Origin of the sequence: Microbacterium sp. LWH10-1.2, from assembly GCF_038397765.1 — a bacterium.
Lineage (GTDB): Bacteria > Actinomycetota > Actinomycetes > Actinomycetales > Microbacteriaceae > Microbacterium > Microbacterium natoriense.
Genome location: NZ_CP151638.1, coordinates 2,015,828 through 2,041,318, shown reverse-complemented (window position 1 = coordinate 2,041,318; position 25,491 = coordinate 2,015,828). Strand labels below are relative to the sequence as shown.

Annotated in this window: 23 protein-coding genes; 14 read left to right on the top strand and 9 right to left on the bottom strand. The window is 66.3% G+C overall.

Annotation, left to right across the window (positions count from 1 at the left end; all coding sequences use genetic code 11):
- Nucleotides 1-33 precede the first annotated feature (33 nt).
- Both MRBLWH10_RS09810 and rfbB read right to left on the bottom strand, forming a co-directional pair.
- Nucleotides 34-1,446, bottom strand: coding sequence for a bifunctional dTDP-4-dehydrorhamnose 3,5-epimerase family protein/NAD(P)-dependent oxidoreductase (locus MRBLWH10_RS09810; protein WP_341942549.1), 1,413 nt, complete (start codon nucleotides 1,444-1,446; stop codon nucleotides 34-36).
- The gene (gene rfbB / locus MRBLWH10_RS09805) at nucleotides 1,446-2,444 is read right to left on the bottom strand and encodes a dTDP-glucose 4,6-dehydratase (protein WP_341942548.1); all 999 of its coding nucleotides are present in this window, start codon (nucleotides 2,442-2,444) and stop codon (nucleotides 1,446-1,448) included. Before rfbB ends, MRBLWH10_RS09810 begins: the two co-directional genes overlap by 1 nt.
- Nucleotides 2,445-2,522: 78 nt before the next feature.
- Between rfbB and rfbA the strand changes: the two genes are divergently transcribed.
- The 6 genes from rfbA (at nucleotide 2,523) to MRBLWH10_RS09775 (ending at nucleotide 10,405) form a co-directional block, all read left to right on the top strand.
- Nucleotides 2,523-3,392, top strand: coding sequence for a glucose-1-phosphate thymidylyltransferase RfbA (gene rfbA / locus MRBLWH10_RS09800; RefSeq protein ID WP_341942547.1), 870 nt, complete (start codon nucleotides 2,523-2,525; stop codon nucleotides 3,390-3,392).
- 132 nt (nucleotides 3,393-3,524) lie between these two features.
- Nucleotides 3,525-5,312, top strand: coding sequence for a rhamnan synthesis F family protein (locus MRBLWH10_RS09795; RefSeq protein ID WP_341942546.1), 1,788 nt, complete (start codon nucleotides 3,525-3,527; stop codon nucleotides 5,310-5,312).
- The gene (locus tag MRBLWH10_RS09790) at nucleotides 5,312-7,273 is read left to right on the top strand and encodes a rhamnan synthesis F family protein (protein WP_341942545.1); all 1,962 of its coding nucleotides are present in this window, start codon (nucleotides 5,312-5,314) and stop codon (nucleotides 7,271-7,273) included. Before MRBLWH10_RS09795 ends, MRBLWH10_RS09790 begins: the two co-directional genes overlap by 1 nt.
- 146 nt (nucleotides 7,274-7,419) lie before the next feature.
- On the top strand, nucleotides 7,420-8,199 hold the full coding sequence (locus MRBLWH10_RS09785; RefSeq protein WP_341942544.1) for an ABC transporter permease: 780 nt from the start codon (nucleotides 7,420-7,422) through the stop codon (nucleotides 8,197-8,199).
- Nucleotides 8,200-8,201: 2 nt separating this feature from the next.
- Nucleotides 8,202-9,407 carry an ABC transporter ATP-binding protein gene (locus MRBLWH10_RS09780; protein ID WP_341942543.1) on the top strand — a complete coding sequence of 402 codons (1,206 nt, stop codon included), beginning with the start codon at nucleotides 8,202-8,204 and terminating at the stop codon, nucleotides 9,405-9,407.
- On the top strand, nucleotides 9,404-10,405 hold the full coding sequence (locus MRBLWH10_RS09775) for a glycosyltransferase (RefSeq protein WP_341942542.1): 1,002 nt from the start codon (nucleotides 9,404-9,406) through the stop codon (nucleotides 10,403-10,405). The genes MRBLWH10_RS09780 and MRBLWH10_RS09775 overlap by 4 nt, the downstream gene beginning before the upstream one ends.
- A gap of 1 nt (nucleotide 10,406) precedes the next feature.
- Here the strand turns inward: MRBLWH10_RS09775 and galE are convergent, their stop codons facing one another.
- Genes galE through MRBLWH10_RS09760 form a run of 3 tightly spaced genes read right to left on the bottom strand, consistent with a single transcriptional unit; the run spans nucleotide 10,407 to nucleotide 14,291 of the window.
- Complete coding sequence (galE, locus tag MRBLWH10_RS09770) at nucleotides 10,407-11,435, bottom strand: UDP-glucose 4-epimerase GalE (protein WP_341942541.1); 1,029 nt, start codon at nucleotides 11,433-11,435, stop codon at nucleotides 10,407-10,409.
- Nucleotides 11,436-11,469: 34 nt separating this feature from the next.
- On the bottom strand, nucleotides 11,470-13,074 hold the full coding sequence (locus tag MRBLWH10_RS09765; protein WP_341942540.1) for a DUF2142 domain-containing protein: 1,605 nt from the start codon (nucleotides 13,072-13,074) through the stop codon (nucleotides 11,470-11,472).
- Nucleotides 13,071-14,291 (bottom strand): hypothetical protein, encoded by a 1,221-nt coding sequence (locus MRBLWH10_RS09760; protein WP_341942539.1) that lies wholly within the window; start codon nucleotides 14,289-14,291, stop codon nucleotides 13,071-13,073. Before MRBLWH10_RS09760 ends, MRBLWH10_RS09765 begins: the two co-directional genes overlap by 4 nt.
- A gap of 248 nt (nucleotides 14,292-14,539) precedes the next feature.
- On the opposite strand from MRBLWH10_RS09760, the gene MRBLWH10_RS09755 reads away from it, so the two are divergent.
- Genes MRBLWH10_RS09755 through MRBLWH10_RS09730 form a run of 6 tightly spaced genes read left to right on the top strand, consistent with a single transcriptional unit; the run spans nucleotide 14,540 to nucleotide 19,429 of the window.
- Complete coding sequence (locus MRBLWH10_RS09755; protein ID WP_341942538.1) at nucleotides 14,540-15,649, top strand: glycosyltransferase family 4 protein; 1,110 nt, start codon at nucleotides 14,540-14,542, stop codon at nucleotides 15,647-15,649.
- 33 nt (nucleotides 15,650-15,682) lie between these two features.
- Complete coding sequence (locus tag MRBLWH10_RS09750) at nucleotides 15,683-16,366, top strand: glycosyltransferase family 2 protein (protein ID WP_341942537.1); 684 nt, start codon at nucleotides 15,683-15,685, stop codon at nucleotides 16,364-16,366.
- A gap of 7 nt (nucleotides 16,367-16,373) precedes the next feature.
- Nucleotides 16,374-16,727 (top strand): DUF2304 domain-containing protein, encoded by a 354-nt coding sequence (locus MRBLWH10_RS09745; RefSeq protein ID WP_341942536.1) that lies wholly within the window; start codon nucleotides 16,374-16,376, stop codon nucleotides 16,725-16,727.
- The gene (glf, locus tag MRBLWH10_RS09740; RefSeq protein ID WP_341942535.1) at nucleotides 16,727-17,863 is read left to right on the top strand and encodes a UDP-galactopyranose mutase; all 1,137 of its coding nucleotides are present in this window, start codon (nucleotides 16,727-16,729) and stop codon (nucleotides 17,861-17,863) included. The genes MRBLWH10_RS09745 and glf overlap by 1 nt, the downstream gene beginning before the upstream one ends.
- 10 nt (nucleotides 17,864-17,873) lie before the next feature.
- Nucleotides 17,874-18,692 (top strand): ABC transporter permease, encoded by an 819-nt coding sequence (locus MRBLWH10_RS09735; RefSeq protein WP_341942534.1) that lies wholly within the window; start codon nucleotides 17,874-17,876, stop codon nucleotides 18,690-18,692.
- A complete protein-coding gene (locus tag MRBLWH10_RS09730) occupies nucleotides 18,692-19,429 on the top strand; it encodes an ABC transporter ATP-binding protein (RefSeq protein ID WP_341942533.1) in 738 nt (245 codons plus the stop codon). Before MRBLWH10_RS09735 ends, MRBLWH10_RS09730 begins: the two co-directional genes overlap by 1 nt.
- Before the next feature lie 15 nt (nucleotides 19,430-19,444).
- Here MRBLWH10_RS09730 and MRBLWH10_RS09725 read toward each other — a convergent pair whose 3' ends face one another.
- From MRBLWH10_RS09725 to MRBLWH10_RS09710, 4 genes are all read right to left on the bottom strand, one after another.
- Nucleotides 19,445-20,044, bottom strand: a complete 600-nt coding sequence (locus MRBLWH10_RS09725) for a hypothetical protein (RefSeq protein ID WP_341942532.1) — start codon at nucleotides 20,042-20,044, stop codon at nucleotides 19,445-19,447.
- 2 nt (nucleotides 20,045-20,046) lie between these two features.
- Complete coding sequence (locus MRBLWH10_RS09720) at nucleotides 20,047-21,003, bottom strand: glycosyltransferase family 2 protein (protein WP_105672480.1); 957 nt, start codon at nucleotides 21,001-21,003, stop codon at nucleotides 20,047-20,049.
- A 98-nt stretch (nucleotides 21,004-21,101) separates the two neighbouring features.
- Nucleotides 21,102-22,400 (bottom strand): O-antigen ligase family protein, encoded by a 1,299-nt coding sequence (locus tag MRBLWH10_RS09715; protein ID WP_341942531.1) that lies wholly within the window; start codon nucleotides 22,398-22,400, stop codon nucleotides 21,102-21,104.
- Complete coding sequence (locus tag MRBLWH10_RS09710; protein WP_341942530.1) at nucleotides 22,397-23,812, bottom strand: O-antigen ligase family protein; 1,416 nt, start codon at nucleotides 23,810-23,812, stop codon at nucleotides 22,397-22,399. Before MRBLWH10_RS09710 ends, MRBLWH10_RS09715 begins: the two co-directional genes overlap by 4 nt.
- A gap of 88 nt (nucleotides 23,813-23,900) precedes the next feature.
- Between MRBLWH10_RS09710 and manA the strand changes: the two genes are divergently transcribed.
- Entirely contained in the window at nucleotides 23,901-25,028 is a 1,128-nt protein-coding gene (manA, locus tag MRBLWH10_RS09705) for a mannose-6-phosphate isomerase, class I (protein ID WP_341942528.1), read from the top strand.
- 144 nt (nucleotides 25,029-25,172) lie between these two features.
- Nucleotides 25,173-25,490 (top strand): WhiB family transcriptional regulator, encoded by a 318-nt coding sequence (locus MRBLWH10_RS09700; RefSeq protein ID WP_341942527.1) that lies wholly within the window; start codon nucleotides 25,173-25,175, stop codon nucleotides 25,488-25,490.
- Nucleotide 25,491: the final 1 nt, after the last annotated feature.

Genomic DNA, 25,491 nt, shown 5'->3' with positions numbered 1-25,491 from the left:
GAAGCCGGTCTGCCGCGAGAGAGTGTTCGATGCTCAGCCGCGGGCGAGATATCGTTCGAGACCGTCGACGACGTCTTCCGTGACGTACCCCGTCGCCCCGAGCTTCGTGAGGTCCAGCGTGCTGTTGCGTGGACGGGGAGCGATCGGCGTGGTCGCGGACGCGAAGTAGTCCTCGGTGCTCACCCCGGTGACCCGCGAGGGATCGCTGCCGACGAGCGCGTAGACGCGCCGCGCGACATCGGCCCAGGAGAGGGGCTCTCCTGATCCGGTGACGTTGTAGACCCCGTAGGCCGCACCTGCGCCCAGAAGGTGAGACACGGCACGGGCGATGTCGTCCGTGAACGTCAGCCGGCCCACCTGATCGTCGACCACCTTCGGATCGATCCCGCGTTCTGCAAGCGAGGCCATGGTGCTCACGAAGTTCTTTCCCTCGCCGATCACCCAGGACGTGCGGAGGATGTAGTGACGGGGAACGGTGCTCACGATCGCGTCGCCAGCGGCCTTGGTCTGACCGTAGACACCGAGTGGTCGTAGCGCGTCGTCCTCGACATAGGCCCCGTCCTTCGTGCCGTCGAAGACGTAGTCGCTCGAGACGTGCACGAGGGTGATGCCGTGCGCAGCGGCGACACGGGCGAGCGCGGCGACGCCGGTGACGTTCGAGGCCCAGGCGTCCTCACGGCCATCGGGCGTCTCCGCGAGGTCCACAGCCGTGTAGGCCGCGGCATTCACGATGGTGTCGTAGTCGCGCCAGCGCCGGGAGGAGAGGAACGCGGGATCGGCCAGGTCGATGGAGTCGCGTCCCGCGTAGTCGTAACGGGGAGAGTCTCCGAAGAGGTCACGCAGGGCGAGGCCCAGCTGGCCGTTCGCTCCGACGATGAGGGTCTTCTTCGGAGGGATCGGGGTCACATCGGCCAGGCGCGGATGAGCGAGATCCTTCGCGGAGATCTCCACCTCGGAGAGCGGAATCGGCCACTGGATGGCGGCCGTCTCGTCGGCGAGGTTGAGGAAGGAGTACTCGGCATCCGCCGACCAGTGGTCGTTCACGAGGTAGGCGTACGCCGTATCCGATTCGAGGGTCTGGTAGGAGTTGCCGACGCCTCTGGGCACGAAGATCGCGCGAGAGGGGTCGATCTCGGCGGTGAACACCGCGCCGAACGTCGGTCCCTCACGGAGGTCCACCCAGGCGCCGAAGATGCGACCGGTCGCGACCGACACCCACTTGTCCCAGGGTTCCGCGTGGATTCCGCGGGTGGTGCCGATCTCATCGTTGAACGAGATGTTGTTCTGGACAGGACCGAAGTCGGGAAGGCCGGCGGCGACCATCTTCTCGCGCTGCCAGTTCTCCTTGAACCAGCCGCGGGAGTCGCCGTGAACAGGGAGCTCGGCGATGAGCAGCCCGGGGATCGTCGTCTCCGTGAAGGAGAGCGACTTGCCGAACTCGGTCATCACTGGCCCTTGGACGCGTAGAACGATTCGGTCGCGTCCTTCGACGGGGCCCACCAGGCCTCGTTGTCGCGGTACCACGCGATGGTCGACGCGAGACCGGACTCGAAGTCACCGAACGTCGGCGTCCAGCCGAGCTCCGTGCGCAGCTTGGTGGAGTCGATCGCGTAGCGGAGGTCGTGGCCCGCACGATCGGTGACGTGGTCGTAGGCGTCGGCGGGCTGCCCCATCTCGGTGAGGATGAGCTCGACGACGGACTTGTTGTCCTTCTCGCCGTCGGCGCCGATCAGGTACGTCTCACCGATCTCGCCCCGGTCGAGGATGGTCAGCACCGCGGAGGAGTGGTCGTCCGCGTGGATCCAGTCGCGCACGTTGAGCCCCGCGCCGTACAGCTTGGGGCGGATGCCGCGGATCACGTTGGTGATCTGACGCGGGATGAACTTCTCGACGTGCTGGTAGGGCCCGTAGTTGTTCGAGCAGTTCGAGATCGTCGCCCGCACGCCGAAGGAGCGGACCCACGCCCGGACGAGGAGGTCGCTGCCCGCCTTGGTCGACGAATACGGGGATGAGGGGTTGTACGGGGTCGACTCGGTGAACCGCTCGGGGTCGTCGAGTTCGAGATCGCCGTACACCTCATCGGTCGAGATGTGGTGGAAGCGGCGATCGTGACGACGTGCAGCCTCCAGGAGCGTGTACGTGCCGATGATGTTCGTGTCGAGGAAGGGCCTCGGGTCGTGCAGCGAGTTGTCGTTGTGCGACTCCGCGGCGTAGTGCACGACCGCATCGACATCGGCGAACAGGCCGTCGACCAGCTCGGCATCGGCGATGTCGCCTTCGACGAAGCGCAGACGGTCGTCTGGAAGTCCGTCGAGCGAGGCGCGGTTGCCCGCGTACGTCAGCTTGTCGAGGACAGTGACATGGGCGTCGGTGTTCTCGATGACGTGGTGCACGAAGTTCGAGCCGATGAATCCGGCACCGCCGGTGACGAGCAGTTTCTGCATGGGATCCAGCGTAGCGGGAGCGTGTCGCAAGACTCGGAGCGTTTGTTCAGGTGGGGACGATCAGGGAGACTAGTCAACATGCGTGGCATCATTCTCGCCGGCGGCACAGGCTCCCGGCTGCATCCGATCACCCTTGGCGTATCAAAGCAGCTGGTTCCGGTTTACGACAAGCCGATGATCTACTATCCGCTGTCGACGCTGATCCTCGCGGGAATCCGCGACATCCTGATGATCACGACGCCGCACGACGCCGAGGCGTTCCAGCGTCTGCTCGGCGACGGGTCGAAGTTCGGCGTGTCGATCACCTACAAGACGCAGCCCTCTCCGGACGGCCTCGCCCAGGCGTTCGTCCTCGGGGAGGAGCACATCGGTTCCGACTCCGCCGCGCTCGTTCTCGGCGACAACATCTTCTACGGCCAGGGCATGGGTACCCAGCTCCGCCAGTACACCGAGCTCGATGGCGGCGTCGTCTTCGGATACTGGGTCGATGATGCGACGGCCTATGGCGTCGTGGAGTTCGACAAGGCCGGCAAGGTGGTCTCCTTGGAGGAGAAGCCCGAGCGGCCGAAGAGCAACTACGCGGTGCCCGGGCTCTACTTCTACGACAACGATGTGATCGAGATCGCGAAGAACCTCAAGCCATCGCCTCGCGGAGAGCTCGAGATCACCGATGTCAACCGCGAGTACCTCGAGCGCGGCAAGCTCAAGGTGCAGCTTCTGACGCGCGGCACGGCGTGGCTGGACACAGGGACGTTCGACTCCCTCGCCGAGGCGACCGACTTCATCCGCACGGTCGAGAAGCGCCAGGGGCTCTCCATCGGCTGTCCTGAGGAGGTGGCGTGGCGTATGGGCTTCCTCACCGACGAGGAGCTCCGCGAGCGTGCCGAGCCGCTTCGCAAGAGCGGGTACGGCGAGTACCTGCTCAAAGCGCTCGCCCAGGGACGCTGAGTGGTGACGAACGGCGTGCTCGCAGCTCCTCGTAGAGCTGTTGTCTTCGCGCTCAGCGGTGACTCTCGTTCTCTCGAGGCGACAACGGTCTCTGCACTCGAGGAGCTCCGCGCCCTCGCGAGCACGGTGATCGTGACCGTGCCTCCAGGCGTGGTGGACGCGGCGTCGGCACTCGCTCACCTCGATGCCCGACTCGTGCCCGTCGAGACGCCTCGCTTCGCTCCGAGGAACTACCGTGAGGGGCTCCACGCGCTGGCGCCCTTCGAGGACGAGATCGACGAGATCGTGCTCACCGGTGACGGGTGGTTCGGCCCGCTCGACTCGTTCGACGCGATGATCGAGCGCATGGACGGCCTCCCGGGGGACGGCTGGCAGGCCGCAGAGATCTCCGGGGAGCTCGACGCCTCGTTCGACGACCAGGGACATCCGCTCCTGGCCATGCCCTGGGCGTGGTTCGTCGCGCGTCGGTCGCTCTTCGAGAGCGCAGACTGGAAGCGATTCTGGGAGGAGCTTCCGAAGCGTCCTCGCGAGGCCGAGCATGAGCGGCTGATCGCCCCCGTGCTCGCCGGGTCAGGGCACCGGATCGAGTTCGCCTTTCCCGCGTCGTCGTACCCCACGAAGAACGCCCCCGCGCACGTGCCGGATCTCCTGATCCAGGACGGCTATCCGTTCCTGGATCGAGGCGTGTTCGGCTGGTACCCCTCGTATCTGGACCGCCACGGGATCATCGGAAGCGACATCCTCGACATCGCGGAGAAGCACGGTCTCGACCGCGACGCCGCGCTCAGCGCCCTTGCGCGCACAGTGCAGCCGAGGACCCTCAATGCGAACGCCGGCCTGCTGGAGATACTCCCGCAGCAGAGCGTCGTACCGGGCACTCCCGTGAAGGGCCTTCGCGTCGCCGCGGTCGTGTACGCGCGCGACCTTCCTGTCTTCGAGCAGCTGTGCGATCAGCTCGCCCACATCCCGGCGGGTTTCGACCTCGTCGTCACGACCACCGACGGGCGAAAGGCCGCACGGATCGAGCGCTTCGTGGAGGCGAGGAGACTCGGCAACGCACGTCTCGACGTTCGGGTCACGCCGTCGCGCAAGGGGAGGGACATGGCCGACTTCTTCGTCGGATGCCATGATCTCCTGCTCGAGCGCGAGTACGACGTGCTCATCAAGGTCCACGCCCGCAAGCACGCGAAGAAGACGCTCAACGTGGTGCGCTACTTCACGCGCTACCAGACGGAGAATCTCCTCGCGTCACCTCACTACGTCGAGAACGTCCTGGGCATGTTCGCGGCCAAACCGCACCTGGGAGTCGTCTTCCCGCCGATGATGCACATCGGATACTCGATCATCGGCACCGGGTGGGGAGGCGGACGCTATCGTCTGACGGCATCCCGATTCCTCCGGAGGATCGGTGTGCAGGTTCCTCTCGAGGACCTGTCGCCCCTGGCTCCTTTCGGAGGCATGTGGATGTGCCGCCCCGAGGCGCTCGCCTCGCTCGCCGAGAAGCGGTTGAGCTATCGCGACTACACGTCGAGCGGACCCATCAAGGATTTCGCCCGCGTGCAGGAGCGCGTCGTCGCGCACGTCGCCGGGGACGCGGGCTTCTACGCCCAGACCGTGCTCACCCCTGAGCACGCCGCGATCAGTCACACCGCGATCGACTACAAGGTCGACCAGCTCTTCTCCACGACTCGCGGGTATCCCGTGGATGCGATCCAGTTGATCCAGAGGGCCGGAAGGATGAGCGGAAGCGGCATCTTCGGCCTCTCCAGGATGTACCTCACGCTGAACCACCCCGTGCTCGCAGCCATCGCGAGCCCGGCCTACAAGGCCGCCTATCTGGCGATCCATGTCGCGAAGCTCGGCAGGCGTGCCGTGCGCTACGCCCGCCGTCGGATCAGCAACTACCGGGGAGGGTTCTGATGAGGACCGCCGAGCTCACGACCTACCCTGCCCGTGCGGCGGGGGTCTTCCCCCCCGGGGGACGACGGCTGCTGATCTACGTCGTCTACGATCGTCGCGGAGAGGTCGAGGACTACGTTCCGTACGCGCTCACAGATCTCCGGCGCTTCTGCGATCGCATCCTGGTGATCTCCAACGGCGCGCTCACCGCGGCCGGACGTGCGACTCTCGAGGGCGTTGCCGACGAGGTGCTCGAGCGGGAGAACTCCGGGTTCGACATCTGGGGTTACAAGCACGGGATCGATCACGTCGCGGACGGCATCGGCGAGTTCGATGAGGTGATCCTCGCCAACGACACCTGGTTCGGTCCCGTACGGCCGTTCGACCCGGTGTTCGAGCGCATGGACGGTCAGGAGCTGCACTTCTGGGGCATGACCGATCACCTGCGGGTCGAGCCGAACCCGTTCACCGGACGCGACTACCTCGCGTACCACCTGCAGTCCTACTGGCTCGTCGCCCGCAAGGAGCTCTTCTCCAGCACGGAGTGGATCGACTACTGGGCGAACCTCCCCGTGATGAACGGATACGAGGATGCGGTGGTGAAGCACGAGGCTGTCTTCACCGAGAAGTTCACGTCTCACGGCTTCGTGGGGGAGGTGGCGTTCCCCACGATCACCGACAAGATCGAGAACCATGCCGTCCTCTACGCCGAGCAGCTGCTCGACGCCGGATGCCCGACACTGAAGCGGCGGCCGTTCTTTCAATGGCCGCCCTATCTCGACCGACTCGCGGTCGTCGGACGGTGGACGCTGGAAGCCGCGGCACGATACGGCTACCCGATGCCGATGCTCATGCAGGATCTGGCTCGCAACGTCGAGCCGCGAACGCTGAACGCGGATGCCGCGCTCCTCGACGTGATCTCTGAGCACGACAGGGCCTACGACCCCACATCGCCATTGCGTACGCTCGCGGTGGCGCACATCTACTATCCGGAGCTCGCTTCGGAGATGCTGGACGGTCTGGACCGGCTTCCAGGCCCCTATGACCTGATCGTGACGACCGCCGACGAAGGACGTGCATCGCAGATCCGTCAGGCGCTGGCCGAGCGGACGCCCCGAGGCAGCGTGGATGTGCGCGTCGTGGACTCCAACGACGGCCGGGACCAGAGCGCGTTCCTCATCGCGTGCCGTGCAGAGCTCCTGAGCGGCGAGTACGAGCTGATCGTCAAGATCCACTCCAAGAAGACTCCACAGGACGAGTTCAACCCCGGGCGTCTCTTCGCGCGTCAGCAGTTCGAGAATCTGCTCGCCGGCGAAGGACACGTGGCGAATGTCGTCGCTCTGTTCCAGCGCGAGCCTGGCCTGGGCCTGGCCTATCCGCCGATGGTGCACATCGGGTACGGAACCATGGGACACGCCTGGTGGGACAACCGCCCGCGCTTCGTCGAGGTGGCGGCCGAGCTGGGCATCCGGGTTCCGATCGATCAGCTCTCCCCGTTGGCGCCATTCGGGTCGATGTACTTCGCTCGCCCGGAGGCGCTGCGACTGCTCCTCGAGCACGAGTGGAGCTATGACGAGTTCGGCGGGGCCGACGCGTACAAGGACGGCGGCCTGGCGCATGTCCTCGAGCGCATGCCCTCGTATGCCGCGGGAGAGCTCGGGTACCACACGCGGACGATTGCGACGCCCGGATACCTCGCCAGAAGCTACACGGCGCTGGAGTACAACCTCGACCAGATGTCGAGCACGATGATGGACACGACGATGCAGCAGATCGAGCGGATGCGCGCGGCCGGCGACTTCGGCGAGGGACGTCTCGAGGACTTCGCGTACATGTACGCGCGGATGAACAGACCCGAACTGGAACCGCGCTTCCGCGCCGTCTTCGAGAGAGTCGCACCGTGGCGACGCCGTCTCGGAAGACTGCGCCCCTCGCGGATCCTGCGCAGACTCTTGCCGACACCCGGCAGCAAGGGAGCATGAAACGAATGACTGAGGCAACGCCGTCGGCGGCCAGCGCGAGGTTCGCGCGGATCGCCACGCTACCGATGCGGAGCATCGGAGCGGTGGGGAAGGGGGCTTCAGGAGGGTTCTTCGCACCTTTCCGAGAGCTCGTCGATCACCGTGAAATGCTCTCGCTCCTGGTGAAACGAGACCTCAAGGCGAGGTACAAGGATTCGGCGCTCGGCTTCCTCTGGGTGCTTGCGCGGCCGCTGATGCAGCTCGCGATCTACTTCGTCGTGCTGGGGCATTTCCTCGGGGCGGCCCGCGGCATCCCCGACTTCGCGATCTACGTGTTCGCAGGACTGACCGCGATGGGGCTGTTCCAGGAGATCCTGGTGGGGGGGACCGGTTCCATCCTCGCGAACTCCGGCCTCGTGAAGAAGGTGTACGTCCCGCGGGAGGTGTTCCCGCTGGCGAGCACGGGCGCCGCCCTGTTCAACTTCGGGGTCCAGCTCGTGGTGCTCGTGATCGCGACCATCGCCATCGGTAAGCCGCCGCTGCACAGCGGTCTCATCTACTTCCTCCCGGCGCTGGCTCTCATCGTCGTGTTCGGACTCGCGCTGGCGCTTCTGTGCGGTGCGATCAACGTCTACCTGCGCGACACGCAGTACCTGGTCGACGTTCTGACGATGATCCTCTTCTGGGCATCGCCTGTCGTGTACGCCTGGCAGATGGTCGCACAGCTCGTGAAGGTGCCGTGGCTTCTCGAGGCGTACACGAACAACCCCCTCACCCTCGCCGTCCTGGGATTCCAGCGCGCGTTCTGGGTGTCCGGCGACGCCGTGGCATGGCCGGACAATCTGATGCTGAGGATGTTGGTCGCGCTGGCCATCGGCCTCGTGCTGCTCTTCGTGAGCCACCGGGTCTTCCTGCGGCTGCAGGGCAATTTCGCGCAGGAGCTGTGAGCATGACGGGAAACAACATGGCTGAGATCGAGGTCGCTGCGCCCGAGGTGGTCAGGGTCGAACACGTCTCCAAGCGGTTCACCGTGCGGAAGGACTCCTCGCTCAAGGAGCGCGTCGTGACCCTGGGACGTGCGGGACGCCAGCATCGCCAGGATTTCTGGGGTCTCAGCGACGTCAGTCTCGGCATCAACGCGGGGACCACGATCGGACTCATCGGTCACAACGGTTCCGGCAAGAGCACACTCCTCAAGGTACTGGGCGGGATCATCCAGCCCACGGAGGGCACCGTCGAGCAGCGCGGTCGGGTGGCGGCTCTCCTCGAACTGGGGGCAGGTTTCCACCCGGACCTCACCGGTCGGGAGAACGTGTACCTCAACGGCTCGGTTCTCGGCCTCAGCAAGGAAGAGGTCGATGAGCAGTTCACTGCGATCCTCGACTTCTCCGGGGTCGGCGACTTCATCGACACTCAGGTGAAGTTCTACTCCTCGGGCATGTACGTGCGACTCGCCTTCGCGATCGCGGTGCACACCGACCCCGACATCCTTCTCGTCGACGAGGTACTCGCGGTCGGTGACGAGCAGTTCCAGGAGAAGTGCCTCGCCAAGATCAAGGAGTTCCAGGCCGAGGGGCGGACGATCATCATCGTGAGCCACGCGCTGGATCAGATCCAATCGCTGTGCGACCGCGTCGTGGTGATGGACAAGGGCAAGCTCGTCTACGACGGCATCCCCGTGACCGCCATCGAGCGGTTCCGGAAGCTGCTCTCGGAGAACACCGTCGGACAGGCGCGTCCTGACCAGATCTCGCGGGCGCTGGAGATCCGGTCGGTCGAGCTCCTCGACGGCGATGGCGGTCATATCGAGGAGCTTCGGGCGGGAGAAGACGTGACGCTCCGCGTCCAGGTCGACATGCTCCGGCCCATCGAGCGGTGGGCGATCGGATTCAGCGTGGACTCATCGCTCGGGCAGATCGCCCTCGCCTCGAACACGGACCTCCTGGACATCGTGCTCGCCCCCTTGAACGCGTCGCGAACCGTGGAGATCACGTTCACGACCGATGGTCTGAGCCCGGGCCACTACTCGGTGAACGTCAACGCCTCGGGAATCAGCGAGCCCACATCTCACGGTCTCATGAACGCCGCGGAGTTCGAGGTGCTCGGCGACACGACGTCCGTCGGACCTGTCGCGACATCCGTGCGGATCGTATGACGGGCGCAGGCCCGCTCGTCTCGATCATCGTCCCGGTCTACGACGCGGGGGAGCATCTCGAGCCCTGTATCCGCTCCATTCTCGAGCAGACGCACTCGGCTCTGGAACTGATACTCGTCGACGACGGCTCCACGGACGGATCGGGAGAGGTGTGCGATCGGCTTGCGGCGCAGGATGTCCGCATCCGCGTCATCCATCAGGAGAACGGCGGCATCGCCGTCGCGCAGAACGCCGGGTTGGATGCCGCCAGCGGGGACCTGATCACCTTCTGCGACAACGACGACCTCATGGCGCCGCGGATGCTGGAGCGGCTCGTCGAGCTGATCGAGTCGACGGGAGCCGACATGAGCTGCTGCCGATGGAAGAACGTCGGCGCGAGTCAGGGTGTCGCCGAGATGCGCAAGCACGCCGATGATCCGTTCGGCGCGTATGAGGTGTTCGATGATCCGGCACGGGCGTATCAGACCGTGTTCTCTCTCGCGCATCGAAAGCTCCTCCGCGTCGAGCTGCGCTACTTCAGCGAGGCGAACTGGGGCAAGATGTACCGCGCTCACCTGTTCGACGGCGTGCGCTTCCCTGCGGGGCGGTACGCACAGGACGTCGCTGTGGCCATGACGCTCTACGAGCGCATGTCATCGGTGGTGTCCTGCGAGGATGCGCTCTACTACTGGCTGCAGCGCGGAGACAGCGTGTCGCATGCGCTTCGCAGCGCGGCATACTACTCGGACATCGTCCATGCGCACGCGCAGTCCTTCGACGTGGCGATCCGTCTCGGGGTGCTTCCCGCTCGGGCGTACACCGGGATGACCGCTCTCCGTTTCGAACGCAGAGCGGCCGGCACGGCCGACGAGCTCCGTCGTCTCGAGGATGACCGGCGGGCGGTCCGCACGCGTGTGCGGCAGTTGAGCATCTGGCAGCGCGTGATCTGTCGCGCGCTCCATCTTCAGCGACTGCTGGAGATCCAGGTATACAACGTCACCGTCCACCGGCGACGTTGAGTCAGCGATCCGGGTTCTGACCGTATCCCGTGGGGTTGCTCGACTGCCAGTTCCATGCGTCGCGCGCCATGTCGGCGACGGAGCGCGTCGCTCGCCATCCGAGCTCATCGAGGGCACGGGACGTGTCGGCCCAGGCACGGGGGAGGTCCCCTTGGCGGCGCGGCCCGACCTCGTACGGGATGGCTTCTCCGACGGCGTTCTCGAACGCCGTGATCAGAGCGAACACGGACGTCGGGGTTCCGGTGCCCAGGTTCCACGCGCGCACACCGGTCCTGCCCGCGATCTCCGCGAGGGCTGCTGCGTGACCCTCGGCAAGATCGACGACGTGGATGTAGTCGCGTTCGCCGGTGCCGTCCGCGGTGTCGTAGTCGTCGCCGAAGACGGTCACGTGAGACCGCCGACCGACGGCCACCTGCGAGATGTAGGGCGCGAGGTTGTTGGGCGGCCCCTGAGGGTCCTCGCCGATCAGGCCGCTCGGATGCGCGCCGATCGGGTTGAAGTAGCGGAGGAGCGCGATGCTCCAGCGCGGATCCGCTGACGCGACATCCGTCAGGATCCGCTCAAGCATCACCTTGGACTGACCGTACGGATTCGTCGAGTCCAAGGGACCGCCGTCCTCTGTGTACGGCGGCTCCTGCCCGTCGCCGTACACGGTGGCCGAGGAGGAGAAGACGAGGCGGTGCACGTCAGCGGCGTCCATCGCGCTCAGCAGCGAGAACGTGGTGTCGAGGTTGTGCGCGTAGTAGTGCAGAGGCTGTGCGACGCTCTCACCGACGGCCTTGAGGCCGGCGAAGTGGATGACGGCATCCGGCCGGGCTGTCGTGAGGATCGTGCGGAGCGCGTCCTGGTCCCGCAGATCTGCGGTGTGCGCAGCCGGGCGACGCCCGGTGATCTTCTCGATCCGGTCGAAGACCTCCGGGGAGCTGTTCGAGAAGTTGTCCACCACCGTGACATCGTGGCCGCCCTCCAGCAGCGTGACGACGGTGTGGGATCCGATGTAGCCGGCTCCGCCGGTGACGAGGACGTGCATGGGTCTCCTTGCTGCGTGCGTTCCGGCGGATGCGTCAGGCCTGTGAAGGCTGCGAGGGTCGCGTCGAGGTGTCGATCCCATCCTCGACGGTGGCGTGCTCTTCGACAAGTGACGTCGGTGCAGCGTCCACCGACGTGGCGGGCGAGGGCGTGTTCGGTGCAACCGCGTCGACACCGTCTCTGGTGTGGTCGACGGCCCAGAGCACCGCAAGAACGGCGAAGGCGAGCGCACCGACGACGCACACTGCAAGCGGAGTGGGTCCGGCATCCCACCACCAGGCCGTCTTGCCGGCGAGGATTCCCGACCCGGAGTACCGCTTGGTGTTCGTGTAGATCGCCAGTGCCTGAGCGCCGCTGATCAGGGCGACGATCACCCAGAGCTGCATCCCGTTGAGGCGGACGGGCCCATGAGGCGGGCGGTTCTCCGAAACGGTCTCGCCATGGATGCTCGGCGCCAGTGCGGTCGCCAGAAAGAGCGTGAGAAGCGGCAGGAGGTAGCGGGGCTGGACGTTCTCGCCCACCATGGCATTGCCGGTGTAGAGGATGTAGAGGGGAATGACGATGACGGACGCGCCCGTGCCGATGAGGGCGATGAGCTTGCGCCATCCCTGCCAGCGCAGGGCTGCGAACAGCACCCCGACAAAGCAGAAGAGCGTGGCCGCCCAGAGGATCGCGGGCATGCCGGTGTCGAGCCAGCCGAGTCCCCAGCCCATTCCGAGCGCTCCGGTCCACAGGCTCGGGAGAGCAAGGAAATTGTTCACGATCGACATGAGGCCGCCTGACCCCGGTGCGTCATCGGTCCATCCCTCGAGGGCACGCCCGGTCTGACCGGCGGCCAGGAACGCGATCCCTGCGGCGGCGATGAGTGCGGCCGGGACGATCGCCCGCAGAACGTAGGCCTTGGAGGGGCGGAAGGCGAGCACCATCGCTGCCGCGATCGCGACCGCCGCGTATGCTGCGCTGTCTCCTCGCGAGGAGAATCCGATGAGCGCCGCTATGGCCGAGATGACGGCGAGTCCCACACGCTGCGCTCCCCGTGTCGTGAAGTAGCCGAGCAGCGCGGGGAAGAGCACTGCAGTGGACAGCACAGCCCAGCTGCTCGGATTCGGCGATGCGATGACGAAGAGGCCGAGAGGAACCAGAGTCAGCAGGACGCTTGCGGACATCGTGAACCTGAGCCTGCGGGGCAGGAGCCACCAGGTGACCATGACCAGCACGGTGAAGATCGCCGAGTGGGCGAGCCGGATCGCGATCGTGGACACCGCGATGTTGTCGCTCGTGAAGAGAGAGGACACGAAGTAGAAGCCCGAAGGGTACTGGCCCTCCGAGTTGACGCGATCGGACTCGATGAGGGAGAAGCCCTCATCGAGGAAATCCTTCCCCTGGCATGCCGCGCTGGTCTGAGGCTGGAAGGCGTAGCAGTTGGCTTCGAGAGCCTTGTCGGGGACGAGTCTCGTCTCGTCCTCATGGCCGGCCTCGCAGAGACCTTCGCGTTCGCCGTTTCCGCACCAGGCGCTGGCGAGGTGGAAGTCCTCGTCGGGGCTCGCGCCGACCGGGGAGGAGAACGCCCACATGCTGAGCGTGAGCATGAGCGCCAGACCGGCGACGATTGTTCCGATGATCTGTTTCGGTCGGCTCATGGTACGAGCGTGTCCTTTCGTTCGGCACTGGGGGCGGAGACCGGCCAGAAGGCGCAGACGCAGATCGCGATCGCGCCGCCTCCTCCACCCACGAGATAACCCATGAGCGCACCCCATTGACCCAGCGTCGGTGACAGAGTCACCATGAGAAGCATTCCGACGACAAAAGATACCAGCCAGATGCGGGCGTACGCGCGCTCGCGTCCGTCTGCCAGCAGCAGTGCGGAGGGCACCGCGGCGATGGAGAAGAGGAAGACGCCGATGATGAGCGCGCGCATGGGCACGTCGGCTCCGACGTACTTCTCTCCGTAGAACACGTCCACGATCCACGGCGACGCCGCTGCGAGCGCCCCGAAGACCAGCGTGAAGAGACCGAGGGTGAGGAGGAAGATCTGGCGGTGGGACGCCCGCCGGGTCACGTCATCGAGCCGAGCGAAGTGCGGGATCAGGACCTGATTCAGCGCGAGGGAGACCATGCTCGCAGGGGTGGCGAGCGTCAACGCGGCAGCGAAGAGACCGGCCGTGTGAGGGGACTCGAATCCGCGAACGAACACGATGGTGATCGGAAGCAGGCCTCCGCCCACCAGCATGCCCACGCTGGTGCGCCACGTGAACGTGAAGATCTGCGAGCGGATCGCGGGCGATGACGGCTCGCTCTTCGTCCGCGAGCGGCTCAGGACCGCGAAGAGAAGGTATCCCAGCGACAGAGGCAGGAGCAGTGCCCAGGAGAGGTGGAAGAGCATGGTCACCAGGAGCGCGGTGATCGCGAGGACGGATGACAGCGTATCCGCGATGACCGCCCACCCCAGTCGGTCTTCTCCGGTGAGCTCGCCGCGGGTGAACATGTACGCGCTGTAGGAGAACATCAGTACGGCGCTTGAGATCCCGAGCGCGACATCACCGGTCACCCACAACGTCATCGGCACGATGAGCGCGGACAGAGCGACGGTTCCCAGGAGCCACGCGCGTCGGATGGAACGCGCTGCCGGACCTGCCAGCTCGGGCGTCGCGTAGTAACGGGTCGCGGCCGTGGCGGCTCCGGCCGGCCACACCAGGCCCAGGTACACCGCGAGGGAGAGGACGGCGGTGATCTCGCCCATCGTCTCCGGACCCGCGAGCCGGCCGATGACGAGGGTGTAGCCGAAACGGGCGATGCCCTGTATGGCCATCCCTGTCGTGGACTGCGCAGCGCGGATGAGGACGGGACTGAGAGCCATCAGCGGTCGCCTCGACGACGCGGATCGTCGATGAGGGGCGCACGGCTCGCCGTCGCGCTCGTGGACTCTCGCAGCAAGGCGCCTCCTGGTCGGATCGGACATGACCGAGTGAGCGCGGCCACATCGGATACGCTCTACATAGTATCCGGGCGTCCGTCCTCGTCCCTGAGAGCGGCTGAGGGGGCGTCGACTCCGTCACGAGCGGCATCGTTCGCGCCGTCGAGATCAGGACGCATCCAGGGGGACAGATGAGATTCGCATTCGTCGTCAACAACTATCCACCGCGAGTCGGTGGCGTCGAGCTGCACGTGCGCAACCTCGCCAGGCGACTGCACGAGCAGGGGCACGATGTGCTGATCGTGACGCTGTCGGAGAGCACGGGGATCGCCGACGAGGACGGCATCGAGGTGATCCGCATGGCGGAGCACCTGCGGGTCGGGGGCATCCTCGGTTTCCCTTCGCCCGGAGCGACGCGACGGATCGCTCGGCTTCTGCGTGAGCGTCACGTGGATGTCGTCTCGATCCACACGCGGTTCTTCCCCATGAGCTGGGTAGGGCTGCGTGCGGCGAAGCGTGCGGGCGCCGCAGTCCTGCACACGGAGCACGGGAGCGACCACGTCGTCTCGTCGAGTGCCGTCGTCACGGTCGCGAGTCGTCTGGTGGATCACACCTTCGGCAAGGCGGTGCTCCGGGCGGCCGACGAGGTGCTCGGTGTGTCGGAGAACGTGGTCGCCTTCGTCGAGCGGCTCTCCGGCCGAGCCGACGCTCACGTCTTCTACAACGCCATCGACCCGGCGTCTGCCGAGATCGAACGCACGCAGCGCAGCCGTGTCGTCTTCGTCGGTCGCCTGGTCCCCGGCAAGGGCGCCGAGGTGTTCGTGGAGACCGTCGCCCGGCTCCGGGGCGAAGGTCGGGATGTCACCGCCGAGATCCTCGGCGACGGAGTGAGCCGACCCGCGGTGGAGGAGGCCGTGACGCGAGCCGGCCTCGGGGACCGAGTGGTTCTTCGCGGACGAGTGGACGTCGACGAAGTGAGCAGCGCGCTCGCCGGTTCGGTCCTCATCAATCCGTCGATCCTTGCAGAGGGCTTTCAGATCACTCTCCTGGAAGCGCTCGAGGTGGGAGGCAGCGTCGTCTCCTACGATCTGCCTGGCGTGCGCACTCTTCGCGAAGCCGGCCAGCCCGTTCGACTCGTCGAGCAGAAGACCCCCGAGGCATTGGCCGAGGCGGCAGGAGCGCTCCTCGACCAGGGGTGGACCGCTCTGCCCATGGACGACTGGCACTGGTCGGTGCGTGCCACGCAGTATGCGGATCTTGCCGGACGCGTCCTCCGGGACCGGTCCAGGAACCCTCGCTAGAATCAATCGATTCGAATGGACGTTGACAGGAACATGCTCGAAAAGTCAGACAACGCGGATACGTGGCTGATCATCCCGCTCTACAACGAGGCGACCGTCGTTCGCGATGTCATCCAGGAGGGGCGAGCCACCTTCCCTCACATCGTGTGCATCGACGACGGGAGCACGGACGATTCGGTCTCGGAGGCGCTCGCAGGCGGTGCAGTCGTGCTGCGGCATCCGATCAATCTCGGTCAGGGTGCCGCCCTTCAGACGGGCATCGAGTTCGCGAGAAGCCAGAAGGGCGCCGAGTACTTCGTCACATTCGACTCCGACGGACAGCACCAGGTGTCGGATGCTCTCGCGATGGTCGAGAGGCTGAGATCCGAGCCGTACGACATCATCGTCGGCTCGCGGTTCCTCGATGACCGCACCAATGCCAGCGCGCTGAAGAAGCTGGTGCTTCGAATGGCCGTGCTGTTCGAGCGCATGTCCACCGGCGTCCGACTCACGGACGCGCACAACGGGTTGCGTGCGTTCAACGCGGTCGCGGCGCGAGCCCTCAACATCCGCCAGAATCGCATGGCGCATGCGAGCGAGATCGTGGCGCAGATCGGTGAGCACAAGCTGCGATACGCCGAGCAGGCGGTCCACATCGTCTACACCGACTACTCCCGGTCGAAGGGCCAGTCCCTCTGGAACTCGGTCAACATCCTCAGCGAACTCTTCATCAAGTAGGACGGTCATGTTCGATCAGATCATCATCAAGGTCCTGCTGATCGGGGCCTTCGTCATCTTCGGCCTCATCCTGCTCCGGCCCGGCGGTTCGGCGCGCACGCAGGCGATCCGCACCATCACGCTGCTGCTCCTGCTCGCCGGGGGCGTGTACGCCGTGCTCTTCCCGGGTGTGATCGACGACCTCGCGCACACGGTGGGCGTCGGTCGCGGCACGGACCTCCTCCTCTACGCGTTCCTCATCGTGTTCGTCGCGAACGCGCTGTCCACTGTTCGCAAGCGTCGCGCTCAGGACGCCCAGATCACGCAGCTCGCACGACAGATCGCCGTGCGCAATCCCGAGTTCCCGGAGAAGAACGACTGATGGATCTCCTCGTCGTCGGCTCGGGATTCTTCGGCCTCACCATCGCCGAGCGCGCCGCACAAGCCGGCCGCAAGGTCACGGTCATCGACCGTCGCCACCACATCGGCGGCAACGCCTACAGCGAGGCCGAGCCGGAGACCGGGATCGAGGTGCACCGCTACGGCGCCCACCTCTTCCACACGTCGAATCCCGCCGTGTGGGAGTACGTGAACCGCTTCACGTCGTTCACGAGCTACGTGCACCGGGTCTACACGACGCACAAGGGCACCGTGTTCCCGATGCCGGTGAACCTCGGCACGATCAACCAGTTCTTCCAGTCGGCCTACACGCCCGACCAGGCCCGCGCGCTCGTCCGCGAGCAGGCGGGGGAGTTCGACGCGAAGACCGCGACGAACTTCGAGGAGAAGGGCATCGCCCTCGTCGGCCGCCCGCTGTTCGAGGCGTTCTTCCGCGACTACACGGCCAAGCAGTGGCAGACCGACCCGCAGAAGCTCTCCGGTGACATCATCAGCCGGCTCCCGGTGCGGTACACGTACGACAACCGCTACTTCAACGACACCTGGGAGGGGCTGCCGACCGACGGCTACACCGCCTGGCTCGAGCGGATGGCCGATCACCCCGACATCGAGGTGAAGCTGGGCGTCGACTACTTCGACGAGTCGCAGCCGCTGAACAGGAGGGCGACGGTGGGGCAGGTCCCGGTCGTGTACACCGGGCCGGTGGACCGCTACTTCGACTACGCCGAGGGCGCGCTCAGCTGGCGCACGCTCGACTTCGAGCAGGAGGTCCTGAACGTCCGGGACTTCCAGGGCACGAGCGTCATGAACTATCCCGACATGGACGTTCCCTACACCCGCATCCACGAGTTCAAGCACTTCCATCCGGAGCGCAAGGACGTCTACGACTCGGACAAGACGGTCATCATGCGGGAGTTCTCCCGCTTCGCCGAGCGTGAGGACGAGCCGTACTATCCGGTGAACACCTCCAGCGATCGCGAGGGACTGCTGGCTTACCGTGAACTCGCCAAGGGGGAGCAGGACGTCCACTTCGGCGGGCGACTCGGCACCTACCAGTACCTCGACATGCACATGGCGATCGGCTCGGCGCTGTCGCTGTGGAACAACACCCTCTCGTAGACTCGACACTGTGAGTCACACTGCGGTCGGGGCACCGGGGACGCCCCGGAGATACCTGCATTCACTGTGGCTGCTCTCGGCCAGAGACCTCAAGGTCCGCTACTCCACCAGCGTGCTCGGATACCTCTGGTCGGTGCTCGACCCGCTGGTGATGAGCGCCATCTACTGGTTCGTGTTCACTCAGGTCTTCCACCGGGATGTCGGGGAAGAGCCGTACATCGTGTTCCTCATCAGCGCGCTGCTGCCCTGGGTGTGGTTCAACGCCTCCGTCTCCGACTTCACGAGAGCGTTCAAGAAAGACGCAAGGCTCGTGCGCTCGACGGCCATCCCTCGGTCGATCTGGGTCAACCGCATCGTGCTGAGCAAGGGCATGGAGTACCTGTTCTCGCTGCCCGTCCTCGTGCTCTTCGTCGTCGTCAACCTGCTCGTGGAGAAGAACCCCGACCAGGTCGTCCAGGTCGGCTGGGGCGTGCTCTGGGTGCCGGTGGCGATGCTGCTGCAGACCGTGCTGCTCGTCGGACTCGGCCTTCTCATCGCCCCCCTGTGCGTCATGTACGTGGATCTGGAGCGCACCACGGCGCTCATCCTCCGTGCGATGTTCTACGCGACGCCGATCATCTACAACGTGACGGACCTGCCGGGCATCGCCCAGATCCTCGGAGCCTTCAACCCGCTCGCCGGCATCTTCATGCTCTATCGGATGCCGTTCTTCCCCGAGCAGTGGAATCCGTTCACCCTCGCCATCAGCGTCGGGATGAGCCTGGCGTTCCTCGCTCTCGGCGCGTGGGTGTTCCGCCGGCTCGAGCGACCCGTCCTGAAGGAGCTGTGATGACGGCGGCGATCGAAGTCCAGGACCTCGGTGTCCGCTTCCGACGGAACCGTCGTGGACGTCGCAGCTTCAAGGATCTGTTCGCCGGGGCGGCGCGCCGGTCGCGCCCCGGTGAGTTCTGGGCGCTGCGCGGCGTCTCGTTCTCCGTGCAGCCGGGGGAATCGATCGGCGTGGTCGGCCGCAACGGCCAGGGCAAGTCCACGCTGCTCCGCCTCGTCGCCGGCGTCCTCCTGTCGGATGAGGGCACGGTCACGGTCAACGGGGGAGTGGCGCCCCTGATCGAGATCACCGGCGGCTTCGTCGGCGACCTCAGCGTCCGTGAGAACGTGCGCTTGACCGCAGGCCTGCACGGCATGTCCCGTGATGAGGTGTCCCGTCGGTACGACGGGATCATCCAGTTCGCGGAGCTCGCAGGCTTCGAGGACACGCCGTACAAGCACCTCTCCAACGGCATGAAGGTGCGCCTCGCGTTCTCCGTGGTGTCGCAGCTCGACGAGCCGATCCTCCTCGTCGACGAGGTGCTCGCGGTCGGCGACAAGGCGTTCCGTGAGAAGTGCTACAAGCGCATCGACGAGCTGCTCGCCGAGGGCCGCACGCTCTTCTTCGTCAGCCACAACGAGCGGGATCTGCGTCGCTTCTGCACCAGGGGGCTCTACCTCGACAAAGGCGCGCTCGTCCTCGATGCGCCCATCGCAGAGGTGCTCGACCGTTACAACAAGGACTACAACGCCGGCTGACGAGCGCAGCCTCGGTCAGGCGCCGAGGACGCTGTTCAGATTCTGAACCGCGCTGCGCGCGGCATCCACCGCTGCGGAGACGCCCGAGTCGGCGGAGATCGCGGAACGCAGTTCGGAGAGCTTCTGGGCGTAGGAGTCGACGGCATCCCGCCACTGGGCCGAGATCGATGACGGCGCCTGTGCATCGGAGAGACGCTGAGCATCCTCTCGCATGGAATCGACGACGGAGAGCGCGTCCTGGCCGCTGGACCGGGAGATGATGTCCAGGCCGTTCGGTGCCGAGTCCAGCCAGACGTCCACCTTGCTGCGGAAGGCCTCGATGCTCGGGTCGGTCGATGGCGGCACGGTCTCGATCGGGGCCGTCGGCTCCGAGGAGGGCGACGGGGAGGCGGTCGGGGATCCGGACGGGGTCGGGGTCGTGCTCGACGACGGGCTCGGAGAAGCGGAGGAACCCGGTTCAGGGTTCTCGCCGCGGGGGAGGAGGAAGAACAGCAGAACGCCGACGATCAGGAGAGCGGCGACGACGAGGCCGATCACGAGCCACACGCGTCCCTTGCGGGACGGCTTGGGCGGGATCGGCGCCCAGCGGAGCTCGGGCTGCGGTTCTTCGCTCATCGTCATGCCTCCAGGGGTGCCATGGGCTGCCAGGAGCGATCGCGGCTGAGCCGGCCGCCCTCCTTCAACCCGCGGAAGAGGTTGCTGGTTCCGCGCACCGTGCGCTCGACGAAGAAGAGCCGGATGAGCTCCTTCGCGAACGTCATCGACGTGCCGAGACCGAAGAGCACGGGGTTGTAGTTGCCGTGCACGCGATAGTACTTCTTGATGTATGCGCGGTTGCGCATGATGTAGAAGCGGTACGCGTTGCTCGAGGCGTTCATGTGGCGGATGCCCATGTCCCACTGCTTGATCTCGCGGGTGCGGCGCAGGACGAACTCGTCGACGATGACGGCAGTGGTCTTGCGGGAAGCGAGCCAGCCGTACATCTGGTCATCCCAGTAGATGAAGAACCGGGGGTCGGGGAGTCCGATCTGCGTCACGATCGAACGGTGGATGAACATGCCCTCGAAGCAGCCGCTGTTCATCTCCTTGAAGCCGGAGCCGTCGAATCCGGAGGGTGCGAACGGGATAGGGATGCCCATCCGCTCGGCGATGCGGTACTGCCAGTAGAACTCGCTGCCGTCGTAGTCGTAGCGGCGTCCCTGGATGCTCTTGAACCGAGGCGCCCACTTGCCCATCTTCGCCAGGCCGTCCGGCAGGACCTCGACGTCGTCATCCATCATCCAGATCCATTCGGACCCGAGTTCATACGCCGTGCGCATGCCCTCGCTGAATCCGCCGGATCCGCCGGTGTTGGTGTCGAGGCGGCGATAGACCAGTTCGGTGCCCAGCCGCGGACGGAAGGAGTCGACGACCTCGGTGGTGTCATCGGATGAGGCGTTGTCGATGATCACGACGTGGCCGGGCTTCGGATCCATCGTGATGATGCTCTCGAGCAGGCCGGTGAGGAGGTGCGAGCGGTTGAACGTGACGATGACGATCGTCGCGGATGCCGGGTCGAAGGGGACGTTGGTCACGAGTGGGATCTCCGAAAGCTTTCGGCCCGCAGGACGCCGCGAGCGACCTCAAGCCTACCCGGCGCAGTTCGGAATCCCCCGAGGGCGCGGCGGTGCACTCAGCCCTCGGCGCGCAGGGTGGGGATCACGCCGGTCTGGGCGGCGTCGATGTTCTCTCGCCAGGAGCGCGACTGCCCGGCGCGCAGCGCGCACAGGACGAGCATGAACCAGCCGGCCCCGACGATCGTGAAGCTCTCGAACATGGACTCGACCGCCAGAGTCACGAGCATGAGGGGCGTCCAGGCGTACACGACCGAACGACGCACGCTGGCCACGAGCCAGGAGCGCACCAGGGCGACTCCGCCGAGCAGCAGGAACAGCACCAGACCTGCGGCGCCGAGCTGCAGCAGCACATCGAAGTAGGAGTTGAGGGCGCTCTGGTGGTGGTCGTCGAGCTGGAAGTTGATGTAAGTGAAGGGGTACTCGCCGCGTGCCCAGGAGCCGAACCAGCCCCAGCCCTGGATCGGCTTCACCGCGCTGAAGTCGAGGATCGTGTTCCACAGCGTCGCCCTGATGGAGAAGTCGGAGCCGGCGTCCATCAGCGCGATGATCGGATGCCGCAGCGCGAATGCGGCGGCCAGCGCCAGCGCGACGAGGACGCCGAGCACCCACTGCACGACGTTGCGTCGCTCTGCGGGGGCGTGCCGCACGATCGTGAGCGCGACGGTGACGACGCCGACGGCGAGGGCGAGGACCAGCACAGTGGGGGACGCCGAGAGGATGGCCAGCATGGCCGCGAGGGCGATGGAGGGGATCGCGATACGCGACGTGAGCGACTGGGAACGCCATTCGATCACGAAGGTGATCAGGGCGATGACCGTGACGAAGCCGAGCATGTTGCGGCTGCCGAAGATGCCCTGCACCGGCCCGCCGATGGCGAGGTCGCCCTGGATGCCGAGGAACGTGAACGGGATGTCGAGAAGGACGCCCGACAGGATCTCCAGCCCGAGCGAGATGAGGAGCAGCACGCGCAGCGTGTCTCCGAGCGCCCGCACGGTCTGCAGGGTGTCCCTGATATGCCCGACCGTGATGGCGAGGAAGCCGTATCCGAACAGCGCCATCCAGCCGAACAGCGTGTCGGACCGGTCGGTGGTCCAGACGACGCTGACGAGCGCCCAGGCGAGGAAGACGAGAAGGGAGGTGGGGGCGAGTCGCAGCAGCGACAGCTCCTCCCTTCGCACCCAGAGGATGGCCGCGCCGATCGCGCACAGCACGGCGAGGATCGTCGCCTGGGTCACCGGCGACGACATCCGCTCGATCGTGAACGCCGAGAACACGGCGGCCAACACCGCGATCGTGAAGGCCCTGGCCATCTCGGCCGAGGCGAGCAGCCGCCCCATGCGGTGACCCGCCGTCACGGCACCCGCCGGCGCCGCTCGCCCCGCTCGATCACGTGCTCCCGCTCGCCGATGCCGACGAGCGGCGTCGTCTTGATCTTGAACGACAGCAGGATGAGCAGCATCCACCCCCAGAGCATGATCGGGGTCGACTCGGTGAGACCCTGCACGAGCAGCGCGACGGTGAGCAGGCTCGGCAGCAGCGTCAGGGGAGAGTACTCGCGGTCGGACGCGAGATCCCACCGCGGGCGGTCGATCGCGAAGAACCAGGAGCGCCAGAGCAGGCTGAGGAACGCGATCGCCACGAGGATGAGACCGACGACGCCGAGCTGCATGAACACGTCGAGCCACATGTTGTGGGCGTGGAACACGGTGATGTCGTGGTCTTCGATCCACCCCGCGAATGCGGGATCGGTGGGGAGCCAGGGGCTCGAGAAGCCGTTGCCGAAGACCGGATGCTCGGACGCGCGCTCGATGACGGCGGTCCAGATCTTGTTCGAGCGTCCGGTGAGGTCGGAGTCGCGGCCGAGGAGGGCGAGCAGGGGCTTCTGGAGGAACCAGGCCGCGGCCGCCGCGATGGCCCCGCCGCCGAGGAAGACCACATAGAGCCGGGTGCGGGCGCCGGGGGACTTCGCACGACGCATCAGAAGCGCGACGACGAGGACCACGGCTGCGGCAGCGGCGCAGGCGAACGCCGTCGCCGACGAGGCGCGGAGCAGGAAGAAGGCGGCCAGCAGCATCCACAGGGCGAGCGTGGTGCGCCAGCGGGCCCGAGCGGCGAACAGGACGCCGAAGGTGAGCAGGGCGAACAGGCTGATGATTCCCAGCAGGTTCGCGTTGCCGACGATGCCCTGGAGGCGCCCGCCGTCGAAGAGGTTGCCGCGCACCCAGTACCACTGCGGGTCGAGCTTGCCCTCTGGCAGGTCGGCGAAGTTGGGGAGAAGCGGAGCCTTGACGACCAGCGACACCCAGAGCTCCAGGAGGAGCGACAGCCCGAGGATCCACTTGAAGGCGGACGCCATCGCACGGATGATCTCGCGCCAGGTCAGGACATGGGCGATGAAGAGGGCGTTCACCGTCACCGTGGCGAGCAGGACCCAGGTGATCGCCGTCGCGAAGGGCCAGCGCGACCACGCGAGCGAGGCCAGGGCGAGCACGGTGTAGCCGATCGCGGACCAGGGGAGCCGTCGCCAGGCGAACGTCTGCGGGCGATTCCTCGCGAGCATCGGGATGCCGATCGCGAGCGTCGCGACGAGGAACACGCCCAGCGTGATGCCTGCTCCCTCCATGCCGAGGAGGTTGTACACCGCGGAGTGCGCGAAGGTCGCGAACATCACGAGGATGATGTAACCGCGCAGCAGGAGATGCCCCGTCGACTCGCGCTCTGGCGCGGTGGGCGGGGCGGAGATCGGGTGCTTCGTGTACTGCGCCATCGCGTTCAGGCTACCGCCCCGGGCTGGACTCTCACCTGAGAGCGGCGTCCTTTCTCGCGAGCGGCATCCGTGGCTCTACGCTGGGGGCATGCTGCTGAGCCTGTCGAACACGCCCCGCGACTACGCCTGGGGATCCCGTACTCTCCTCGCCGCTCTCGAAGGCCGTGACCCCGCTGCAGGTCCCGAGGCCGAGGTGTGGTTCGGCGACCACCCCGGCGACCCTGCTGACGTGGCAGGCGGAGGGACGCTCGACGCCGTGACCGGCGGTTCGCTGCCCTATCTGCTGAAACTGCTGGCCGCGGCTTCGCCGCTGTCGATCCAGGTGCACCCCACGATCGCGCAGGCGCAGGCGGGGTGGGCGAGGGAAGCGGGGATGGATGCCGCCGACCCGCGACGCAACTACCGCGACGACAACCACAAGCCGGAGCTGATCGTCGCGCTGAGCGAGCGTTTCGAGTCGCTGAGCGGGCTGCGTCCCGTGGGCGACACGCTGCGGCTGCTCGCGCTGCTCGGCGACGGCCCCGGCGTCGCCGCGCTTCGGGATCGGCTCCTCGCCGAGGGTGACGTGCTGCGCGACGCGATCGGATGGCTGCTGTCGGGTGACGCGCGCACCGAAGTGGACGAGATCATCGCTGCGGTGCGCGACGCCGCCGCGACGAGCACGGGGGAGTGGGCCGAGGGACTGCGTGCGATCGCCGGGATCGCCGACAGCTACCCCGGTGACCCGGGTGTGGTCGTCGCGCTGCTGATGAATCACGTCGTGCTCTCCAGGGGTGAGGGTCTCTTCCTGAGAGCGGGGCTCCTGCACGCGTACGTCTCGGGCCTCGGCGTCGAGATCATGGCCGCGAGCGACAACGTCCTGCGCGGCGGCCTCACGCCCAAGCACATCGACGTCGCCGAGCTGCTGTCCATCCTCGACACGACGCCGGGGGAGGTGCCCGTGCTTCGTCCCGAATCCGACGGAGCGATCACCGACTACCCGGTCGACGTGCCGGACTTCGCCCTGCGTCGTGTCGTGCTGAGCGGAACCCCGGTGCGCGTCGAGGTGTCGGGTCCGACAATGGTGCTCGCGACCGGCGGTCGGGTGTCGGCGAGCACGGCGGACGGGGAGAGCGTCGACGTCGCTGTCGGCGCCGTGGCATTCGCAGGCGTCGAGGAGACCGCCCTGACGATCTCGGGCGATGGTGAGGCCTTCATCGCGACCCCCGGGCGCTGATCGCGACACGCCGATGCGCCGTCAAGAACCTTCAAGATCTGATTGAGGGTTTACCATCCGCGACTTGACCGCAGCGAATGACACGGGTGTAATTAGTTGAGCACGGCCCGCCGGGGGGCGGAGACAAGGGTTGGAGGGATCGACATGACGGGATACCGTTCCGAGGTACCGGAGAACTGGTTCGTCGACCCGGTCAACCTCGGTGTTCCAGGGGTTCGCAGCGTCCAGACCGACGACGACAACGCCCTCGCCTGGCAGAGCGACGCACTGTGCGCGCAGACCGACCCCGAGGCGTTCTTCCCTGAGAAGGGCGGATCCACGCGTGACGCGAAGAGGATCTGCACCTCCTGCGACGTCCGCGGCGAATGCCTCGAGTACGCGCTCAACAACGATGAGCGCTTCGGCATCTGGGGTGGACTCTCCGAGCGCGAGCGCCGGAAGCTCAAGCGCCGCGCCAGCTGAT

What these genes read in the sequence shown, in the direction of transcription:
- MRBLWH10_RS09730 (WP_341942533.1), top strand. Translation starts at nt 18,692, where the DNA reads ATGACGGCGGCGATCGAAGTCCAGGACCTCGGTGTCCGCTTCCGACGG.
- MRBLWH10_RS09780 (WP_341942543.1), top strand. Translation starts at nt 8,202, where the DNA reads ATGACGGGAAACAACATGGCTGAGATCGAGGTCGCTGCGCCCGAGGTG.
- galE (WP_341942541.1), bottom strand. Translation starts at nt 11,435, where the DNA reads ATGCACGTCCTCGTCACCGGCGGAGCCGGCTACATCGGATCCCACACC.
- rfbA (WP_341942547.1), top strand. Translation starts at nt 2,523, where the DNA reads ATGCGTGGCATCATTCTCGCCGGCGGCACAGGCTCCCGGCTGCATCCG.
- MRBLWH10_RS09710 (WP_341942530.1), bottom strand. Translation starts at nt 23,812, where the DNA reads ATGGCGCAGTACACGAAGCACCCGATCTCCGCCCCGCCCACCGCGCCA.
- MRBLWH10_RS09755 (WP_341942538.1), top strand. Translation starts at nt 14,540, where the DNA reads ATGAGATTCGCATTCGTCGTCAACAACTATCCACCGCGAGTCGGTGGC.
- MRBLWH10_RS09810 (WP_341942549.1), bottom strand. Translation starts at nt 1,446, where the DNA reads ATGACCGAGTTCGGCAAGTCGCTCTCCTTCACGGAGACGACGATCCCC.
- rfbB (WP_341942548.1), bottom strand. Translation starts at nt 2,444, where the DNA reads ATGCAGAAACTGCTCGTCACCGGCGGTGCCGGATTCATCGGCTCGAAC.
- MRBLWH10_RS09760 (WP_341942539.1), bottom strand. Translation starts at nt 14,291, where the DNA reads ATGGCTCTCAGTCCCGTCCTCATCCGCGCTGCGCAGTCCACGACAGGG.
- glf (WP_341942535.1), top strand. Translation starts at nt 16,727, where the DNA reads ATGGATCTCCTCGTCGTCGGCTCGGGATTCTTCGGCCTCACCATCGCC.
- manA (WP_341942528.1), top strand. Translation starts at nt 23,901, where the DNA reads ATGCTGCTGAGCCTGTCGAACACGCCCCGCGACTACGCCTGGGGATCC.
- MRBLWH10_RS09700 (WP_341942527.1), top strand. Translation starts at nt 25,173, where the DNA reads ATGACGGGATACCGTTCCGAGGTACCGGAGAACTGGTTCGTCGACCCG.
- MRBLWH10_RS09765 (WP_341942540.1), bottom strand. Translation starts at nt 13,074, where the DNA reads ATGAGCCGACCGAAACAGATCATCGGAACAATCGTCGCCGGTCTGGCG.
- MRBLWH10_RS09775 (WP_341942542.1), top strand. Translation starts at nt 9,404, where the DNA reads ATGACGGGCGCAGGCCCGCTCGTCTCGATCATCGTCCCGGTCTACGAC.
- MRBLWH10_RS09725 (WP_341942532.1), bottom strand. Translation starts at nt 20,044, where the DNA reads ATGAGCGAAGAACCGCAGCCCGAGCTCCGCTGGGCGCCGATCCCGCCC.
- MRBLWH10_RS09745 (WP_341942536.1), top strand. Translation starts at nt 16,374, where the DNA reads ATGTTCGATCAGATCATCATCAAGGTCCTGCTGATCGGGGCCTTCGTC.
- MRBLWH10_RS09750 (WP_341942537.1), top strand. Translation starts at nt 15,683, where the DNA reads ATGCTCGAAAAGTCAGACAACGCGGATACGTGGCTGATCATCCCGCTC.
- MRBLWH10_RS09790 (WP_341942545.1), top strand. Translation starts at nt 5,312, where the DNA reads ATGAGGACCGCCGAGCTCACGACCTACCCTGCCCGTGCGGCGGGGGTC.
- MRBLWH10_RS09785 (WP_341942544.1), top strand. Translation starts at nt 7,420, where the DNA reads ATGCTCTCGCTCCTGGTGAAACGAGACCTCAAGGCGAGGTACAAGGAT.